This is a genomic window from Halomonas sp. A3H3 (assembly GCF_000982975.1).
Classification (GTDB): Bacteria; Pseudomonadota; Gammaproteobacteria; order Pseudomonadales; family Halomonadaceae; genus Vreelandella; species Vreelandella titanicae.
In genome coordinates this window covers 500,593-518,464 of sequence record NZ_HG423343.1, presented here as the reverse complement: position 1 = coordinate 518,464, position 17,872 = coordinate 500,593, and the positions used below count along the sequence as shown (strand labels likewise).

General features: G+C 61.2%; 15 protein-coding genes. 6 read left to right on the top strand and 9 right to left on the bottom strand.

Annotated elements, in window-relative coordinates; all coding sequences use genetic code 11:
* Positions 1-127: 127 nt before the first annotated feature.
* The 6 genes from HALA3H3_RS02260 to HALA3H3_RS02235 all read right to left on the bottom strand — a co-directional run bounded on the left by HALA3H3_RS02260 (position 128) and on the right by HALA3H3_RS02235 (position 8,546).
* Positions 128-1,327, bottom strand: a complete 1,200-nt coding sequence (locus HALA3H3_RS02260) for a DUF3322 domain-containing protein (RefSeq protein WP_022522159.1) — start codon at positions 1,325-1,327, stop codon at positions 128-130.
* Positions 1,324-4,716, bottom strand: a complete 3,393-nt coding sequence (locus tag HALA3H3_RS02255; protein ID WP_022522158.1) for an ATP-binding protein — start codon at positions 4,714-4,716, stop codon at positions 1,324-1,326. The genes HALA3H3_RS02260 and HALA3H3_RS02255 overlap by 4 nt, the downstream gene beginning before the upstream one ends.
* Entirely contained in the window at positions 4,706-5,314 is a 609-nt protein-coding gene (locus HALA3H3_RS02250) for a DUF4194 domain-containing protein (protein ID WP_022522157.1), read from the bottom strand. Before HALA3H3_RS02250 ends, HALA3H3_RS02255 begins: the two co-directional genes overlap by 11 nt.
* Positions 5,311-6,768: a DUF3375 domain-containing protein gene (locus HALA3H3_RS02245; RefSeq protein WP_022522156.1), complete on the bottom strand. Its 1,458-nt coding sequence runs from the start codon at positions 6,766-6,768 to the stop codon at positions 5,311-5,313. Before HALA3H3_RS02245 ends, HALA3H3_RS02250 begins: the two co-directional genes overlap by 4 nt.
* Positions 6,769-6,973: 205 nt before the next feature.
* Positions 6,974-7,597, bottom strand: a complete 624-nt coding sequence (locus HALA3H3_RS02240; protein ID WP_022522155.1) for a cytochrome b — start codon at positions 7,595-7,597, stop codon at positions 6,974-6,976.
* Positions 7,590-8,546, bottom strand: coding sequence for a siderophore-interacting protein (locus HALA3H3_RS02235; protein WP_022522154.1), 957 nt, complete (start codon positions 8,544-8,546; stop codon positions 7,590-7,592). The genes HALA3H3_RS02240 and HALA3H3_RS02235 overlap by 8 nt, the downstream gene beginning before the upstream one ends.
* 189 nt (positions 8,547-8,735) lie before the next feature.
* On the opposite strand from HALA3H3_RS02235, the gene fhuB reads away from it, so the two are divergent.
* The 4 genes from fhuB to HALA3H3_RS02215 all read left to right on the top strand — a co-directional run bounded on the left by fhuB (position 8,736) and on the right by HALA3H3_RS02215 (position 13,269).
* A complete protein-coding gene (fhuB, locus tag HALA3H3_RS02230) occupies positions 8,736-10,736 on the top strand; it encodes a Fe(3+)-hydroxamate ABC transporter permease FhuB (RefSeq protein WP_022522153.1) in 2,001 nt (666 codons plus the stop codon).
* A 52-nt stretch (positions 10,737-10,788) separates the two neighbouring features.
* On the top strand, positions 10,789-12,447 hold the full coding sequence (locus tag HALA3H3_RS02225; protein WP_022522152.1) for a multidrug ABC transporter permease/ATP-binding protein: 1,659 nt from the start codon (positions 10,789-10,791) through the stop codon (positions 12,445-12,447).
* 199 nt (positions 12,448-12,646) lie between these two features.
* Positions 12,647-12,877, top strand: a complete 231-nt coding sequence (locus HALA3H3_RS02220) for a hypothetical protein (RefSeq protein ID WP_022522151.1) — start codon at positions 12,647-12,649, stop codon at positions 12,875-12,877.
* Positions 12,877-13,269 carry a type II toxin-antitoxin system VapC family toxin gene (locus HALA3H3_RS02215; RefSeq protein WP_022522150.1) on the top strand — a complete coding sequence of 131 codons (393 nt, stop codon included), beginning with the start codon at positions 12,877-12,879 and terminating at the stop codon, positions 13,267-13,269. Before HALA3H3_RS02220 ends, HALA3H3_RS02215 begins: the two co-directional genes overlap by 1 nt.
* 22 nt (positions 13,270-13,291) lie before the next feature.
* Here the strand turns inward: HALA3H3_RS02215 and HALA3H3_RS02210 are convergent, their stop codons facing one another.
* The 3 genes from HALA3H3_RS02210 to HALA3H3_RS02200 form a co-directional block, all read right to left on the bottom strand.
* Positions 13,292-13,567 (bottom strand): HigA family addiction module antitoxin, encoded by a 276-nt coding sequence (locus tag HALA3H3_RS02210; protein ID WP_053856865.1) that lies wholly within the window; start codon positions 13,565-13,567, stop codon positions 13,292-13,294.
* Positions 13,568-13,581: 14 nt separating this feature from the next.
* Positions 13,582-13,860 carry a type II toxin-antitoxin system RelE/ParE family toxin gene (locus HALA3H3_RS02205; protein WP_022522148.1) on the bottom strand — a complete coding sequence of 93 codons (279 nt, stop codon included), beginning with the start codon at positions 13,858-13,860 and terminating at the stop codon, positions 13,582-13,584.
* 116 nt (positions 13,861-13,976) lie between these two features.
* Positions 13,977-14,879 carry a helix-turn-helix domain-containing protein gene (locus tag HALA3H3_RS02200; protein ID WP_053856864.1) on the bottom strand — a complete coding sequence of 301 codons (903 nt, stop codon included), beginning with the start codon at positions 14,877-14,879 and terminating at the stop codon, positions 13,977-13,979.
* A 100-nt stretch (positions 14,880-14,979) separates the two neighbouring features.
* Here HALA3H3_RS02200 and HALA3H3_RS02195 point away from each other — a divergent pair, with 100 nt between their 5' ends.
* A complete protein-coding gene (locus HALA3H3_RS02195) occupies positions 14,980-16,983 on the top strand; it encodes a TonB-dependent receptor (protein WP_022522146.1) in 2,004 nt (667 codons plus the stop codon).
* Positions 16,980-17,872: class I SAM-dependent methyltransferase (locus HALA3H3_RS02190; RefSeq protein WP_053856863.1), on the top strand; the 893-nt coding region annotated here is incomplete at its 3' end. The genes HALA3H3_RS02195 and HALA3H3_RS02190, both read left to right, overlap by 4 nt.

Here is a 17,872-nt window from a genome sequence, read left to right as displayed (position 1 = left end):
AAAGGTGTCTTCTGGTTCACCCTGGACTTCTACGTGGATCAATACCCAGGTTTCCCTGCTTCCGCTCGCTCGTTACCGATAGTCGATGCAGCGTTAGGTCATGCGATAGCGGTGCGCATCAACGCCCTTATGTCACACTCTCGGTCGCCGCGACCGCACGTTCGACGGCGCTGAAGGCGATACGCTCCTGCTCCAGCCGCACCCGCTCCCCCAAGCGGTCTGTGCGCAGTTCCTTGAGCAGTGCCTGCTCCATGGCGGTAAGCCGGGTTGGCTGGCCGATGTAGCGCTTGTCCTTGGGCTCCTGACCCCATAGGGGCTGGTGGTTTATCAGGGTGGGACGGTCCATCAACAGGGAGCGGGCATGGGGCAGGCCGGCACGCAGGCGGTTGAGGATGCCGAAGCCGTGGGTATCGATGTCGCCCCAGTACCAGATGGCGGTATCGTGCAGCCAGGGAATCTCTATCAGCCGCTCCAGGCCATAGCCCAGTCCGAAGATCACCAGGCTGGCAGGGGTATCGGGGAAGGCCAGGCCATTGATGCGATTCTCGGTGATGAACACGTGCTGCAGCGGTAGACTCAGTCCGGCGAACTCCTCCGGCGGAACCGCGATGTCGCGCAGGCCCTGAAGGGACAGCGCGGGATCGAGCAGGCGGAAGCGGATCTGTGGTGCTTCCGTGCGCAGGCCATAGCGACGTGTGAAGCCCTTGACGCCGCTGGCATCGCGCTGGATGGCGGTCGCCGGTAGCACCACATCCAGCAGCTCGGCGAGCAGGTTCCGGCGAGTTTCGATGAACTTGGTGTCGACGCCGGAAATATCCAGCTGGCGCAGGTAGAGCCTCGGCCGCGGATTGGCCAGAAACCACGCCAGCACGGCCAGTAGCTGAGGCCAGTCGTCGGCGTGGCGTAGCACGCTGAGGGGGCGGCGCGCTACCCAATCCCGCAGCTCGGGGTGGTGGTGGAGCAGGGTGTCGGCCAGGGCCTGGAAGCGCTGGGCATCCTGTTGGCGGCCAATCAGGCGCAGCGCCTGGCCCTCATCGGGGATCACTGCTGCCACCGGAATGGCGTTACTGCCGTGGACCCGGTTGTTGACCTGCAGCCAGCGCAGATCATAGCCGTAGCCGCGTTTCTCGCGGCTCTGCTCCCGCAGCGCGTTCACCCAGTCCATCACCGCGCCGAAGCGCTCGGTGATGTCCCGGGCGCCGGGGCGGCGCAGGCGGATCTCCAGGGGGAATGGCGATTCGCCGGACACCCGGGCGGCGAGAAGGCTGCCGCTGCCCCAGGCCTTTTCCACCTGCGCTCGGATGGTGACGGGGGTACTCCAGCTCATGACGCGCTTATCATGCTGCGGGCGGCACGCTCGGCGCGATACTCCTCGATGCTGAGGTTGCGCACCATGGAGTGCTGACCGCCGTCGTTGTGCACATAGCCCACGTTGGCCACAAAGGGCTCGATGATATGGATTTTCTGCAGCGGGGTGATGATCAGCAGCTGCAGATTGAGCCTCTGGAATAGCTCGAGGCCGTAGCGGGCGGATTCGTCGGAGCCGCGGCCGAAGGCTTCATCAATGACCACGAAGCGGAATGAACGTGAGCTCTGCCCGCCCGTTTCAAGGCCGAACTGGTAGGCCAGGCTGGCGGCCAGCACCGTGTAGGCGAGCTTTTCCTTCTGGCCACCGGATTTGCCTCCGGCATCGGTATAGTGCTCGTGCTCGGCGTCGTCCTCTCGCCAGCGTTCCGAGGCGGAGAAGACGAACCAGTTGCGCACATCGGTGACCTTCCGTGTCCATCGCTTGTCGAGCTCGGTCTGGCCTTCCCGCCCGCGCAGGCGCTCGATAATAGCTTTGACCTGCAGGAATTTGGCTTCGGAGTACTCCTCGGTTTCCGAACCGGTTAGCGCCCCTTCGGTGCAGGCGCGCAGCGACTCGCGGAACTCGCGTACCTCGAGATCCGGGGTCGGTTCGGCCTGCAGGCGGATGTAGCGGTTGGGGTTGTAGTCGATGCCATGCAGTGAGCGGTTGATGGTGTCGATGCGCTCGCGGATTAGCTCGCGCTCCTGGTTGAGTTTGGCCTGGAAGCCGGCCACCTCGCGGATGGTGTTCTCCTTGAGCAGCTTGCGGAAGTCGGCTTCGAAGCGCGGCAGGTCGTCACCGACCAGCTGCTTGAGCATGCCGCGGTACTCGTCGCCGGAGGCGATGCTGACATCCACCTCGCGGGTCTCCAGTGGCCACTCGGTGTGGTAGCTGCGCATGGCGTCGATGATGCGTTCGCCCAGGCGCTTGAGGCGTTTCTCCTCGGCGTCGATGCGCCCCTGAAGCCAGGTGCGCATCTCCCGCTCGGCATTGTCGCAGGACTCCACTGTCAGGCGTCGCTCGGGCAGGGCCTCGGGGCGTAGCGCATCCAGGCGGGGGAAATCGCTCTCGCGCACCGAGGCTGCGGTACGCTCCACCAAGGCTTCGGCTTCGGCCTGGGCGTCACCGGCCTGATCGTACTTGAGCCGTGCAGTGGCGCGTTCGTCGCGCAGCCCGGTCAGGCGCGTGTCCTGCTCCTTGAGCTCCGCTTCCAAGTCGCCGAGCTGCTGCTGGAGCAGGCGCAGCGTATCTGAAGTTGCCTCGAGCGACCGGCGCTCCTCCTCGAGACGCTGGATGAGCAGCGTCGGGGTATGCCAGTCAAGCTCCTGAAAATGGCGGTAGACATCGATCCGATGGAGCAGGGTGCCGAGGGTTTCCAGTTGCTTCTGGGTCTCTTGGGCCTGGCTCAGGGTGTCGGCCAGTTGCTGTAGCCGCTGCTGCAGCTGATACTGCTGCTGCTCCAGGGCGGCGATCTTGGCCTCGTTGCTCCAGCCCAGCACATAGCGGGCACGGTCATTGATGGCGTGGCGGTCGTCCTTCTCGTGGCGCTCGCCTTTGGCCTTGATCTGGCCGCTACGGGTGATGGCGCGTTGCTCGCGGCGCAATTGCGCCAGGTCGCGACAGCAGGCGTAGTCGAAGCGGCGGGCGAGCTCCTGCTCCAACCAGGCGTAGAAATCCGAGTCTGGCCGTACGGCGAGCTTGCGCACGAGGGAGTCCGGGTGCAGCTGCGGCAGGCCGGCGCCTTTCGGCTCGCGCACCCGGTAGTAGACCAGGCGTCCACGCAGGTGGGTGCGGTCCACCCACTCGGCGACCTCCTGATAGTGTGCATCCGGCACCAGCAGAGACAGACCGAAATTGTGCAGCACGCGCTCGATGGCGCCCTCCCAGTCGCGCTCTTCATCACGCACCTGGATCAACTCACCGGCAAAGGGCAGCGACTCCACTGGCAGCCCAGTGCTCTCGCACAGTCGCTCACGCAGTGCCAGTATGGCGGCAGGGATGTTGGAGCGACGCTGGCGCAGGGAGTCCAGCTCGCGCTCGACCTCCTCGACACCCTCGCGGCCATCGCGGAAGGCGACCGCCGCCTCGGTTACCGCGTTCTGGGCCTCGGCCTTGCGGTCCTCCAGGGTCTCGAGGGCTTGTTCCACCCGCTGGCGGTTTTCCACAAACACCGCCTCGTCGCCCAGTGCGTCCAGCGCCAGGCGCTGGGTAAGCGCTTGATACTCCTCGGCCCGCCGGCGGCGCTCATCGGCCCGCTCGCCTTGATCCTTGATCTGTCGCTTGAGTTGCTCCAGGCGGTCGCCGCCGTTGTTGGCAATGGCCTGTTTCAGCTCGTCGCGCTTGGCCTGGTTGTGCTGTTGCTCGCTCACCAGCGCCTCGATACGCGAGGCCAGCCGTTCCAGCTCCCGCTCCAGCTTCTCCCGCCGCTGCTCCAGCAGTTGCGCCTTGATTCCGGCGAACCAGGGTTGCAGCGCCTCGCGGCAGGCGGTGAACTCCCGGGCCTGGTCGCTGGCCTCGGCGTAGCGGTCCAGGTTGTCGACCATCGGCTGTAGGGCATCGATCTGCGCCTTCGCCTTGAGCACCGCCTGGTGGGCGCGGTCAAGGTCCTCGAAGTGGCGGATCAGCGCGTCGATGCGCTCCTCCACCGCGAAGGCTGCCAGCATATGCCCGCGCACGAACTCGGTGAGATTGCCGACCGATTTCATCGAGACCGTCTGGTTGAACAGCTCCAGTGCCTGCTCGCTGTCGAGACCGAAGCGTCGGCGGAACGCCGCCCCATAGGGTGGGAAGTGGTCGAAGAGCTCCACCTGGGGCAACTGGCGCAGGCGCTTGCGCAGCGCGTTGAGGTCGCTGCCGAAGTTGGCGAAGTCTTCGGTGATGGTCAGTGGCCGGTCGGCGACCACATAGCTGCGAGCGGGCTGTCCTTGGCTGTCGCGGAGCCAGAACAGCTGGGCCAGGGTGACGTGCTGGTCGTAGCCGGCATGGTAGAACTGCGCGAGAATCACCGAGTAGCTATTGAAGTCGCGCAGGGCAACGGGCTTGGCGGCCAGGGCGCCGTCGCTGCGCTCCGTCTTGTAGTAGCCAAGCACGTAGGAGCGCAGGCTACGCTCGCGCTGTTCGGCGCCGGCGGCCTTGTTGTAGGTGATGCGCTGGGCGGGTACCAGCAGGGTGGTGATGGCGTCCACCAGCGTCGACTTGCCGGAGCCGATGTCGCCGGTGAGCAGGCTGGTCTCGCCATTCGGTGTCAAGTGCCAGACCCGCTGATGAAAGGTGCCCCAGTTGTAGACCTCCAGGCGCTGGAGCCGAAACCCGGTGTGCGAGTCGTCGCTGGCGAAGTCGAACAGCGCGTTCTGCGGATTATCCGTCATCGTCGTTATCCAGGTGCTGGCGGTAGTCTGCTAGGAGTTGGTCGAACTCGGCGAGCCACTGGGCGTCGACGAAGGCGGCGAGAATGCGGCGCACCTCGAAGCGCTCCTCCTGGCCGCGTAGTCGGCGCAGGAAGCCCAGTTCCACTACCCGCTTGATATGGCTGTCCATGCGGTTCATCAGGCGCACTTCATCCCCCGTTTCAGGCAGGAACAGACGCATCATGTCGGCGATCTGCTCGCGGGAGAGGATCAGCCGCGGATCGCCGCCGGTGGCGTCTTGCTCGGCCAGCTTCTTGCGCAGCAGTGCCAACAGCAGGCTGACCGGGTAGCTGAGCTGGCGGCGTGGTACCAGGCGCGGCAGCTCCTCCTCGCCCTCCTCGGTCGGGCGCTGGCGCAAATAGGCGTAGCCCTCGGCTTCGTCCAGGATCAGCTCCAGCCCGAACACACCGGCATGGTCGCGTACTTGCGCCTGGAGTCGCAATAGATCCTGCCACGCTCCGGCCTGGTCATCGCGGTAGAGGACGCCTTTGAACAGCAGGATCAACACCGGAGACAGCGCCGGTTCGCGCTCGTTGGGTGGGGTGCCGGTATCGCTCATGGGCGGGCTCCCTGATGGCCACTAACGAAGATCACCGCGGGCAGGGTGGCGCGGCGCTGCTGGCCCTGGTCATCGGTCCAATACACGACCTGCTCCTGTGTTTCATCGATGAGACCCAGTTCCTCCCCGGTGGCCAGGCTCAGCCAGGTCACCAGTTCTGCCAGTCCCTGCTCCAGTGGATGCCGCTGCAGCAGGGACTCCAGGCTGATCTGGCGCTGGGTCTGCAGCGCCTGGCGTAGCCGGGCCCGCAGCCGCTCCTTGTCCACGTAGACCTGTTCGAACAGTGGGTCGGCGGCGATGTTCGCGGCTCCCTCCTCGAGCGGCGCCTGCTCGATATGCGGCTTGATGGGAGGGCTGAACAGCGGCCGATCCATGGGCAACTGGACGTCGGGGGCGGGTGCCTCCACGGTCATGAAAGGGGTGGTTGGCAGGTTCTCGCGCACCGCCAAGGCGTGCTGTTCCAGCCCATGCAGCAGATCCATGATACGCCGATTTTCCAGCCAAGCTTGGTCGTCCAGATAGCGTCGCAGCTGTTCGGAAAGCCGGGCCACGGTGCGCTGGGTCGCTTCTCCGGCGGTTAGCCAGTCGTAGTGGATGCGGCGCAGCCTCGGGTCAGGATTCAGCTCAGCGACCGGCTCCAGCGACAGGATCGACTCCAGCAGTTCGGTGAGCTCCTGCTGGCGGTCGGCGGACATCAGGAAGTCCCAGAAGGCACGAAAACTGCGGCCCTGGTCGGAGTCTGTAATGGCATTACGCTGGCCCAGTACCTCCTCCAGTATCGCGGCCTTACCGCCCTCCCAGGTGGCGATCCGCTCGCGTACCTGGCGATCCAGGTCGCGAAAATTCTGCTCCACCTGGCGGAAGTCGGCCAGTAACGCTTGAGCCGTGTCGGTGGCCTGAAGAAAGCGCTCGCGTAGCCGCGTGGGATCCATAAACGCCATATGGCCGGTGCGAATCTCCTCAATTTCTGCGTCAATGGCGGCGCGGCGGCGGCTCAGTTCCGCGATACGCGTCTCGGGATCCGTTTCGCTGTTCTGGGAGATGTCACGCAGCAGGTCGAAGACCAGCTTTAGCCGTGACTCCGCCCCCACGAAGGTGCGCTGCTCAAGCCCAGCCAGCCACTGAATGGCTTGCTCGACGGCAGGTATCAGGTCGTAATGCGGCTCGTCCGAGTCGGCGGGAAAATAACGCCGCAGCCAGCCGCGCTCATCGCTGGCCCAGTCATTCAGATACTCCCGCGCGGGCTTTGGGAAGTGCCCTTCGCCCAGCCCCTGGCGAAGGTGGAACAGATAGTCTTCCAGCCTTGCCGCCAGCTCCTGCTCCGGCAGGCTGCGCACATTGGGCTCGATAAAACTGCGATGCACGAAGGCAATGATCAGCGGCGCGTGGTCGGCCAGCAGCAGCCGCCAAGCGGGATGGTATTTACGTAGACTGGCGAGGTAGTCGTAGTCCATGCGATCAAATCATGCTCGATGAATAGCCATCTATGTCCAAGCCCACAGGGGGAACTAGGGAGCCTTGAACAGTTGGATTGCGATTCGTTGGATTATGCCTGACCTTAGGCCGAGCTTGCCACCCCAGCCAACCACGCAGCCGCTGGCGAGGGGATGAGTAGGAGCGCTGTGCGCTACTCGAAAGCGGTGTGCTGGTTTCAGCGCTTCACCGGCCACTTGACCCCACCATACGCGCCAGTACTCGGTCTTTAAGCCAGAAGCGGTGAGTCAGCGCCATCATGATGTGGCCGATGACTAATCCACATAGCAGCCACGAGAGCGGGCCGTGAAGAAGCTCGGCTGGGGCGATCATCCAGGTGATATCGCGTTCCGCTTCGGGCAGCAGCTCCATGCCATAAAAGCGTAGCGCCCCGCCGCGGCCATACTGGCGCAAAATAGCGAAAGCGGGCAACCACATTAGTAGCCCATAAAAGGTGATATGGACAAAGCGCGCCAAGCGCCCACCTAGCCCTGGCGTGTGGGGCGGGCGTTGCTTGCGATTTATCCATGCCCAGCCAAGGCGAGCCAGCGTCACGATCAGAATCATAAATCCTAATGAGCCGTGAGGCCCGATGCTCGCCAAGAACAGCGTGATAGCGTTTTCGCCCATTCCTCTCCAGGCCAGCAACACGGAAAATTGCAGCGTGACCAGCGCGGCGGTCAACCAGTGCAGTACACGGCTGATCCGCCCATAGCAGTTGGGGCTGTCTCGCCAGCCAATAGGCGTTCGAACTGGCTTGCTTGTGAGATCACTGTTTAACGCCGTGTTGTTTGCCGTTCCTTTAACCATTGGCCTTGCCCAGGCGCCAGTAGCCCATGCTGGTAACGTACTGCTTGGGGAGCCCACACTCGTTGACTAAGTAGCGACGTAGCTTCATGGCGACCTTGGTTTCAGCGGCGATCCAGGCGTAGAAAGGCGCGTTGTCATCTAGGGTGGCGGGTTCCCAGAGCGGGCCGTTCTCATCGTCGCTTTCGTCGTTGGTCGTGGCGCCGGTAGTGGCGCTGGTCGTGGTGTTAGCAGGTGTGCCGCCTAGCGCTTGAATTTCCCTATGTAAATCAATATCGCGTACTGCTCTCATTAGTAGCTCACCATGTTGGCAGCCGGACTCAGCGTCACGTGCCAGCCAGCGCAGCTTGGCGGCCTGGGGCAGAGGCTGAACGTCGTCGCCACGAGGCACTTCGAATAGCGCTTCGACCTTGGGTTTGAGCGGTAGGTCATCAAGGGTTTCCAGAATGCCGGCGGCGGCGGGGAGGGCGGTTTCATCGGCGATGATCAGAATACGGCGTACGCCTTGGGGCGGCTTCCACTCGTAGCCCAACTTTGGGCCTTCCGCGTTAGCGTCGGGGGCTGTCATGGCTAGTCGGTCACCTGGGCGGGCGTGCATTGCCCAGCGCGATGCGGGGCCATTGTCGCCGTGGAGTACAAATTCAACGTCCACCTCAGCCTGCTCCGGACGGAGGGCGCGAATAGTGTAGGTGCGCGCTGAGGGCCTTTGGGCATCCGGCAGTGCGCGGTAGGCGCCGTACCAGTCGTGTTCTTCCAGCTTGGCAATTTCAAACAGCGGGTCGAGACTGCCACCGCCTTCGGGAAAGAATAGCTTGACGCGCTGATCCGGTGCGTAGGTCGCCATTTGACTGACTTCCGGGCCAGTAAAGGTGAACCTGACTAATGAGGCGCTGACTTGGGTACGCCGGGCGAGGGTGATATCGAAAAGCTGGTAGCTCGGTTTGGCTGCCATGGTGATGTCTCCTTTATATATAAGGAGTCAATTGTAGTGCTAATTATTATCATTTAGAATCGTTGTTGGTAATTCAATCGCTAATTTCCATAAACTCGTTTGCATAAATAGTAAGGCTAAGAAAATGACGCTGCTGCCTATCACGTCTCTTTTGGCGAACTGTCCGGTTATCACAAAAGGGTGCTCGCTATGTTAGGCGCCGCGCAATTTACCCAAAGAATAGGGGGAATGTCACCTGCTAAAGCCTGCCTATTGCTTAGCCTGCCCATGGTGGTGCTGTTTTGGGTGGGCCTAGAGGGCCAAGGCGGTTTCGCGCTGGGCCTGCAGGCATTAGTGGCCCCCTCTTTTGAGAATGTTGACGAGCTACTGCTTTACTACGCTTGGTGGCCGCGCCTTTCGATCGCGCTGCTAGCCGGGGGCGGCTTGGGGTTGGCAGGCGTGCTTATGCAGCAGGTGCTGCGCAACCCGTTGGCCTCGCCCACCACCCTGGGGGTGGCATCGGGCGCTAACCTGGCGTTGATGACCGCCACCTTGCTGGCGCCGGGGCTGCTTGTCGCCGGGCGCGAATGGGTCGCCTTATTGGGTGGCGCGCTGGCGGTTGGGTTAGTTTTCCTGCTCTCGTGGCGGCGCGGGCTGGCGCCGATCGTGGTGGTGCTGGCAGGCTTGGTGGTCAATCTGTACCTGGGGGCGCTGTCTACGGCGCTGCTGCTGTTTAACCACGAGGCGCTCTCAGGGCTGCTGATTTGGGGTGCCGGTTCGCTGGCGCAAAACGGTTGGGACGGCGTTGCAATTCTCTGGCCTCGGCTGGCGATTAGCTGCGTGGCCGCGTGGTTTTTGCTGCGCCCCTTGGCAGTGCTGGAGCTGGACGACGCCAGCGCCAAGAGCCTGGGAGTCTCGCTGACCTATCTACGCTTTGCGGGGATGGGGTTGGCAGTATTTATTACCGGCAGCATTGTCAGTGTGGTAGGCATCATCGGTTTTATCGGCTTGGCAGCGCCCAATATCGTGCGCATGGCTGGTGCGCGCCGCTTAGGGCCGCGGCTAATCTGGTCGACGCTACTAGGGGCCGTGCTGTTGGCCACCACGGATCTGCTGCTGCAGCAGTTCGGTGGCATGGTGGCAGCCTTTATTCCTACCGGGGCGATTACCGGTGCCCTGGGGGCACCGCTGTTAATGTGGCTGATTCCACGCCTGAAACTGCAGGGCGACCAGCCGCCGAAAGGGGCGGGTGTTTTCGCCCGCCGTCACCCAGCGCCGTCACGTCTAGTCACCGGATTACTACTCGCGTTGCTGGGGGCAACGGTACTTGGCTTGCTGTTTGGCCAGGGCGTAGATGGCTGGTACTGGCTGGCGCCCAATAACTGGAATGTCATGCAGTGGCGTATGCCCCGGGTGATGGCGGCAGCCGCCAGCGGGTTGATGCTGGCGATTGCCGGGACTATTCTCCAGCGCCTTTCCGCCAACCCCATGGCCAGCCCCGAAGTACTGGGTATCAGTGGTGGCTGTGCCATTGCGCTGATTTTGGGGATTTTCCTGCTGCCTGCGCCCACCAATATGATGCTGATTGGCGTGGGTACCCTGGGTGCTTTCGCGACGCTGCTGGTGTTGGTGGGTATCAACCGCAAGAGCGGTTATCTCCCCGAGCGTTTACTGCTCACCGGGGTGGCGGTCAGCGCGCTGTTTGATGCAGTGCGCAGCGTGATGCTGGCGGGCGGCGACCCTCGTGGCCAGCAGGTGATTGCCTGGCTGGCGGGCTCCACCTACTACGTGGATATCACCAATGCGGTGGTGGTAGGGGGGATTGCCGCTGTATTGGCGCTGGTCACACTGCCCTTCACCCGCTGGTTGGATATCTTGCCCTTAGGCGCGCCGACGGCCAAGGCGCTTGGGGTAACGCTTAACCGTGCCCGCTTGGCGTTGCTGTTACTGGTGGCACTGCTAACCGCCTGTGCCACTCTGGTAGTGGGGCCGCTTTCGTTTATTGGCCTGCTGGCGCCACATATGGCGCGCTTGGTCGGCTTCTCCCGTGCAGGGCAGCACCTGCTGGGTGCTGCGTTGATCGGCATGCTATTGATGGTGCTGGCGGACTGGGTGGGGCGCCAGATTATCTTTCCCTATGAGATACCCGCTGGCTTAGTCGCCTCCCTGATTGGTGGTGCTTACTTTATGTGGGGGCTGCGGCGTTTGTAATCACCAGCGCTTTTAGCTGTTAAAGAAAACAGAATGCCGGGGAGTTGTGGTCATGGAGCTGTTGAAGATTGTATGGCGTGATTATCGCTGGCCGTTTGTGGCCGTGGTACTGCTTAGCCTGACAAGCGCTGGCTTGGGCATTGGTGTCATCGCCTTTATCAATCAACGGCTGCTGGGCACCTTCACCGACCCCTGGCGCATCCTGCCCGAATTCCTGGGTCTGATAGCGCTGCTACTGGTTATCACCCTGACATCACAATTGGCGCTGACCACGCTGGGCCACCATTTCGTCTACCGGCTGCGGGGCCAGTTGATCAAGCGAATTCTGGATACCAATATCGAACGCGCTGAGCAGATTGGCAGTGTGCGTCTGCTGGCGAGCCTCTCCACCGATGTGAGTTCAGTGACCGTTGCGTTTATACGCTTGCCGGAACTGGTGCAGGGTGGGGTGCTGACAGTCGGCGCCACGCTTTACCTGGCGTGGCTTTCGCCTGCCATGCTGGGTGTCACTGCGCTTTGGGTGATCGTGACTATTTTAATTGGCATACGCTTGGTGGCGCGGGTTTATGGGCATATGGCCAAACTGCGCGAAATACAGGATCGTCTTTACGCGGATTACCAGTCGGTGATCGAGGGGCGCAAAGAGCTGGCACTCAACCGTGACCGTGCCGAATGGCTGTATCGCGATGTCTATACGCCTAACGCAAAGGAGTGTCGGCGTCATTTTATTCTTGGCGATACCTATCATCTCAGCGCGGTGAACTGGTTCAACATTATGATGCTGGGCGCCATCGGCGTAGCGTTCTTTTTGGCCAACGGACTGGGTTGGGCATCGGTGCAGGTAGCCACTACTTTTTCACTCACGCTACTGTTTCTGCGTGCGCCGCTTATGCAGGCCATTGGCGCCTTTCCGACCTTGATTAACGCCCGAGTGGCGTTTGAAAAAATCAGCAGTTTAGACCTGGCCGAGCACCGCGAGGCGTTCGGTCACTCTGCGCTGCGTCACGATTGGCAAGTGCTTACCCTGGAGCAAGTCAGCTATCGCTACCCGGATGAGGAATCCCGGCCGGGCTTTGCTATCGGCCCTATCGATCTGACTTTAAAGCGCGGTGAGGTGGTGTTTCTGATCGGCGGTAACGGCAGTGGCAAATCCACCTTGGCGAGGCTGCTGACTGGGCTCTACCAGCCCCAAAGCGGCTGCGTTCGAGTCGATGGCAGGCCGCTGCAGGAAGAAGACTGGACACGCTATCGCCAACACTTCTCGGCCATTTACACCGACCTGCATCTCTTTGACCGTTTGATGGGCCCTGCGGGCGAGTCACCCGACCCCGCGCTAATGGAGGAGTGGCTTGCCGCGCTGGGCATGCGCAGTAAGCTCGACTTCGACGGCGATCGCATCACCAACGTCAACCTCTCCCAGGGCCAGCGCAAGCGTCTGGCGATGCTGCTAGCCGTTGCGGAGCAGCGCGACCTATTGCTGCTTGACGAATGGGCCGCCGACCAAGACCCGCAGTTCCGCCGAGTCTTTTACCGCGAGCTCTTGCCGCAGTTGCGGGCACTGGGCAAGACGCTGGTGGTGATCAGCCACGATGACCACTACTTCGACCAGGCCGACCGGCTGCTGGAAATGCGCCAGGGGCAGTTGGTAGAGCTTACCGGCGAACAGCGAGAAGCCGCCAGCCGCGATGCGGTAGCCCGGGTGAATGGATAGTCATTGATGTGAGTCGCTTGGAATGATTAGTTATGGCGAGTGATATCGCTTGTCTAAGCCATGCCCTGGCGATGGCGGGGTGTTCCAGTTTTCCAGTTAGAGAATGAAGACCCAGTTGCCAGCACTTGCGCCGCCAGCCTTGACGCTTTTATCACAGGGACATATATTTCAACATATACTTGCTGGCAAGAGGTGTGTCATGGGTCAAGTTACGATTTATATCGATGATGATACCGAGAAGAAGATGACGGCGGCGGCCAAGTCGATGAATGTCTCCAAGAGCAAATGGATTACTAATCTGATCAAAGAAGAGGTTGCTAATGAGTGGCCACAGGCGGTGGTCGAACTGGCTGGGGCTTGGGATGAGTTTCCGTCCCTGGAGGAGATTCGGGCAGGAGCCGGCACCGATAATCAGCGGGAACCACTTTGATGTATGTGCTTGATACCAATACGCTCATCTACTTTTTCAAAGGCATGGGCAGTGTCGCCGATAACCTCTTGTCCAAAAAGCCCGCCGATATTGGCATACCTGCGATTGTGTTGTACGAGTTGGAACTTGGTATTGCAAAATCGGCTGCTCCCCAAAAGAGAGTGATGCAGCTCGACAAACTGATCGACGCTGTACAGATTCTTGAGTTTTCCACACCCGAAGCCAAAGCCTCAGCGCAAATTCGCGCAACCCTGGAAAAGCAGGGAACCCCTATCGGCCCCTACGATACGCTGATAGCCGGTACCGCGCTCGCCAACCAAGGTACATTAGTCACCCACAATACTGGGGAATTTAAACGCATTAAAAAACTGGCGGTTGAAGATTGGTACTAGCGGGGAGCGCGGTATCGCTTAGCTAAGCTGCGCCCTGGTTATGGCGAAGCTGAAATAGGTCATAATTGGTTTGCATGGATAGCCAGAATTCGGCGCTTCCGGCATGCAATTTTTCTAGAGCCAATGCCATTTCAGGTGTGACGGAGGCGCTGCCATTAATTACCCGGTTCAGGGTATTGCGGTGGCAACCGAGCTGTTCGGCGACCGATGCCACGCTGCCAATCTTTTGGCCGTCTTCGTCCTCAATCAGACGTTGCCGGATAATGCGACCCGGGTGTGAGGGGTTACACATGGCCATTGTTTCTTCTCCCATCAGTGATAATCGTCATAGTTCAGCAGGTAAACATTACCGTCTCGGAACTCAAAGAACAGTCGCCAGTTACCCGATACCTTGATGGCATACTGGCCGTCCAGTTTTCCAGTTAGAGGGTGAAGGCCCCAGTTGCCAGCAGCTATATCGTCTAAACTCGTGGCTGCGTCCAGTACGGTCAGACGATCACGGAGACGGTCGACATGATCGGCACGGACGCCCTTGGTGCTTCCTTTCTCGAAAAACAGCTTTAGTCCCTTATGTTTGATGCTTTTAATCATCCATCGTACCGGCTTATGCCTAACTGGCTTTCATCTATTGTAGTGTGTCGCGCGACAGTGTGCAATTATGCCGAGACTCGCTCGGATAGCTGCATCACCACTCGCAATACTTGTTATCAACTTTTGCGCTGTTTAATGGCTTTAGGGGCGTAACCGAAGAAGCGCGTGAAGGCTGCGCTAAAGTTACTTGGGTGCCGATAACCCGTGGCGTAGGCGGCCTGAGCAACCTGTTGACCGCTCTCCAGCAGCGTATGTGCGTGGCGCATGCGCTGTTGATGAAGAAAGTGTTGAGGCGTCGTGCCAAACATGCGGCGAAACCCCTGCTTAAGCTTCTGCTCTCCTAGCCCCACCCGTGCTCCTAGATAGGTCAGGGTCAAGGTGCGATCCAGTTCGTTGAGAAGGATCTCACGGGCCTGGACGATGCGCTCGGCGTCTGCGCTGGCGATGTTCCGTGTAGGGCTGGGATCCGGCAGCAGCGTCTCGAGTTGTTCCCCCAATAAGCTCAAGGCGTGAATGTGTTGCTGGAGCCGAGCGCTGCCTGTTTGGAGGCTTACCTGGAGCGCCTGCAAATGTGCATGGCTGGCCGGCGACGTAGGCTGAAAAGCCAGCGGTCGAATACCCCCAGAGGCGGGGAGTGCTGATTGATATCGCTCGCCCAGGTAGCGCGCTAGCCAGCCGGTGCTGGCGACAAGGCGTAACTGAAGCACTGTTTCCCCTTCCGGTATATGGCGTTCCCCCTGGCTGTGGTCAAAGGTGGTTACGGTGGTGTGACCGTGGCCGAAATCGATGCGCGGCCCCCAGCGCTCTCGGTAATCAGAGCGGCCTTGTAGACCAAAGGTCACAATCACGCCTGCGCCCGTATGGGGTGTGCGGCTCTCTTCGACGAGCGCTTGTTTAGCACGGTAGCGGGTTAACACTACCGAGAGGCCATCATCCAGCACGCAGCATTGAGAGCCTTGCAGAGAGTCGTCAATGAGAGGTGATGCATCGCTACGCATAAGAAGTGAATTGGTTTGCATATGAATGAGTATGATAATTGCTATCGTTTATAGCTAGCCTACTCCCTTGAATGTTCCCGCGCTAGTTGGGGAGCCAGAAACAGCGCTAAGGGGGTGGGCGATGCAGAGCAAGGGGTTGAAAAGAAATGCAGCGGTGGTGCTTCTGCTGGGGGGATGCAGCGTGGGCAGCATCGCTCAAGGGGAAGCACTACCTGTGGTGAAGGTAACGGCTAACAAGGTCGCGCAGACTGAGCAAGAGGTGCCAGCGAGCCTGGTGGTCATCTCCGGCGAGACGCTGGTGGATGCCGGTGCTGCCAATATTGGCGACTTGGCGCGCTACGCGCCTGGGTTGAGTTTTCAGCCCTTTGGCCAGTCGGGTACCGCTCTGCCGGTAATGCGTGGGCTGACCTCAGGTGCCACCACTTTCTCCTCATCAGTACTCATGCTGGTGGATGGGGTGCCCGTCGTGGCTGGCCAAGGGTTTGATCACAACCTGCAGGGCGTGGAACGGGTTGAGGTGCTGCGCGGGCCCCAGTCGACGCTGTATGGCCGCAATGCCGAGGCCGGCGTGGTCAGCCTGCATACTCGTCAGCCGGATGAAGGCCCCTATGCCGAACTGGAGGCTACGCTGGGCAGCCGTGACCTGAACGCGCTACGCCTCGATGCCGCTCAGGCACTCGTACCCGAGCAGCTCTATTTTGGGGTCAGCGGGGAGTGGCGCCAGCAGAATGGCTTCGTGGATAACCTGGCGCGTGCGGGTGAGGCAGATGACCGCAAGCGCAAGAGCGGGCGGCTACGTCTACTCTGGACCCCGACCGCGGATACGGACGTTACTCTGCGCTATGGGCAGTTACACTACCGCGACGGTGCGGCTCCTTGGGGGCCTGTCGGGTCAAACGGTCACGATACGCGTCGCATTGAATCCTCCAGTCCCGGCAGTAACCGCTCCAGCGGGCGGGATATTTCCCTGGATGCGCGTCATGCCTTAGCGCCTGATTTGACCCTGCGATCCATCACAGCGCGGCGGGAGATCCGTGATCGCGTTACCCAGGATACCGACTTAACGCCAGCTCAGCGCTTTGCCGTCGGGCGCGACCAGCGTTTGACCACCTTCTCTCAGGAACTGCGTCTGGAGCGTCAGGGCGATGAAGGGCAGAGCAGTTGGGTGCTGGGCCTGTACGGTGACCGTGATGATCATCAACTGAAGTTCGAGCAACGCAACCCGATGGGCACCCAGCGCAGTGAGGCGACGCTGGAAGCTGAGAACCTCGCGCTGTTCGGGCAGTGGACGTTGCCGCTGGGCGAGCGCTGGCGCTTGACACCAGGCTTGCGCTTAGAGCAGAGCCGGGTGGCGTTGACGCCCCAGGGAGCCGAGCAGCGCAGCGAGCGCTGGGGTGATGTTACCTCGCAGTTGGCCCTGCAGTACCGCTTGGGTGACGACGACTGGCTGTATGCCCGCTATGCCGAAGGACTTCGCGCCGGTGGTTTCAACGCCTTCTCTGCTCAGAGTGACTATCCCGGCTACGAACCTGAGCAAGTGGCTTCCTACGAGTTGGGAATCAAGGGAACGGCGTTTTCTCAACGGCTCCGCTATGGGTTAGCCAGTTACTGGATGATCATTGACGACATGCAAGTCCAGCAAGTTATTCAACCCGGTAGTGTGCAAATCACCAACGCTGCCGCGGCGAACTCCCAGGGCGTAGAGCTGGATATTGACTACCTGCTGGGCGGACATTGGACGTTCCAGGCGGGCCTGGCCCTCAATCGTACCCGATTTCGCGAGTTCAACGATCTTAGCGGTGACCACGCCGGTCACCACAACCCTTTTGCGCCCGATATCAGCGGTCGGTTGGGGCTGCGCTACGACTCACCCCAGGGCTGGTATGCCCAGGCCAACCTGAGTGGCATGAGTAAGACCTACCTGGATGCGGCCAACCGCTTTAGCCGCCCCGGTCATGCCCTGCTGGATCTGGCCGGCGGCTATCAACAGGGGTCATGGCAACTGGGGGTCTATGTGAACAACGCCACTGACCGACAGTACGATGCAGTGGGCTTGCTCAACGGCACGATACGGGAGTACAGCCCGCCCCGTGAGGTTGGCTTGCGTGTGGGGGTGTCGTTATGAACCGGCCCGTGGAGGCGCTTCCCCATGCGCTGCAACCCTATTGGGATCTATCGCTGGCTGCTGTACAGGCCGAGGCTCTACAGCTTGCCTTAGCAGAGGATCTATTTGAAACGCTGGCGTCACCCTGCACCCCCGAGGCCCTGGCGCAAATGCACGCATGGCAGCCTGAAGCCACGCGCCACTGGTTGACGCTGTTGTGGAGCATGCAACTGCTCGACCGGAGCCGTGATGCGGCGAGTGAGTGGCACTACGCCAGCAGCGAGGTGGCGCGGCGCTATCTGACATCTTCCTCAGCGTTAGACTGTGGTGATGCCTGGCGCTTTCGGCTTGCTTCACTGCGCGATTTCGGTGCCGGGCTAGCCAATGGCTTGCGCGGGGAAAAACGGCCAGCACCGCTGGCCAACGGTGAGCGCTGGGCCGTGGCTGCGCGCGGCCATCTGGCACGCGAGCAGGCGGCGGTAACGGCGCCTGCCGCCTGTGAATTGGTGGCATATCGGAGGGCGACTGAATCAGCCTGGCGGCTGCTGGATCTAGGCGGTGGCCCGGGGCTGGTCGCTGTCGCCCTGGCGAAGGCGTTTCCATATATGCATGGCGTGGTCTTTGAGCTGCCCGAAGCCGCCGATGTGGCGGCGCAACATATTGCCGAAGCAGGCCTGGCATCGCGTCTTGAGGCTCGGGGTGGCGATCTGGTGAGGGATGACATCGGCACAGGGTACGATCTGATTTGGTGCTCTTCGGTACTGCATTTCGTGCCCGAGCTTTCGGCCTGCCTAGCCAAACTGCATGCCGCGCTAAAGCCCGGCGGCGAGTTGATCTGCGTGCACGCTGAAATTCCCGAAGAACCCGAGGCGGCCCGCCGCATGCTGTCCTATTACCTGCCGTTGCTGTG

What these genes read in the sequence shown, in the direction of transcription:
- HALA3H3_RS02260 (WP_022522159.1), bottom strand. Translation starts at nt 1,327, where the DNA reads ATGAGCTGGAGTACCCCCGTCACCATCCGAGCGCAGGTGGAAAAGGCC.
- HALA3H3_RS02255 (WP_022522158.1), bottom strand. Translation starts at nt 4,716, where the DNA reads ATGACGGATAATCCGCAGAACGCGCTGTTCGACTTCGCCAGCGACGAC.
- HALA3H3_RS02250 (WP_022522157.1), bottom strand. Translation starts at nt 5,314, where the DNA reads ATGAGCGATACCGGCACCCCACCCAACGAGCGCGAACCGGCGCTGTCT.
- HALA3H3_RS02245 (WP_022522156.1), bottom strand. Translation starts at nt 6,768, where the DNA reads ATGGACTACGACTACCTCGCCAGTCTACGTAAATACCATCCCGCTTGG.
- HALA3H3_RS02240 (WP_022522155.1), bottom strand. Translation starts at nt 7,597, where the DNA reads ATGGTTAAAGGAACGGCAAACAACACGGCGTTAAACAGTGATCTCACA.
- HALA3H3_RS02235 (WP_022522154.1), bottom strand. Translation starts at nt 8,546, where the DNA reads ATGGCAGCCAAACCGAGCTACCAGCTTTTCGATATCACCCTCGCCCGG.
- fhuB (WP_022522153.1), top strand. Translation starts at nt 8,736, where the DNA reads ATGTTAGGCGCCGCGCAATTTACCCAAAGAATAGGGGGAATGTCACCT.
- HALA3H3_RS02225 (WP_022522152.1), top strand. Translation starts at nt 10,789, where the DNA reads ATGGAGCTGTTGAAGATTGTATGGCGTGATTATCGCTGGCCGTTTGTG.
- HALA3H3_RS02220 (WP_022522151.1), top strand. Translation starts at nt 12,647, where the DNA reads ATGGGTCAAGTTACGATTTATATCGATGATGATACCGAGAAGAAGATG.
- HALA3H3_RS02215 (WP_022522150.1), top strand. Translation starts at nt 12,877, where the DNA reads ATGTATGTGCTTGATACCAATACGCTCATCTACTTTTTCAAAGGCATG.
- HALA3H3_RS02210 (WP_053856865.1), bottom strand. Translation starts at nt 13,567, where the DNA reads ATGGCCATGTGTAACCCCTCACACCCGGGTCGCATTATCCGGCAACGT.
- HALA3H3_RS02205 (WP_022522148.1), bottom strand. Translation starts at nt 13,860, where the DNA reads ATGATTAAAAGCATCAAACATAAGGGACTAAAGCTGTTTTTCGAGAAA.
- HALA3H3_RS02200 (WP_053856864.1), bottom strand. Translation starts at nt 14,879, where the DNA reads ATGCAAACCAATTCACTTCTTATGCGTAGCGATGCATCACCTCTCATT.
- HALA3H3_RS02195 (WP_022522146.1), top strand. Translation starts at nt 14,980, where the DNA reads ATGCAGAGCAAGGGGTTGAAAAGAAATGCAGCGGTGGTGCTTCTGCTG.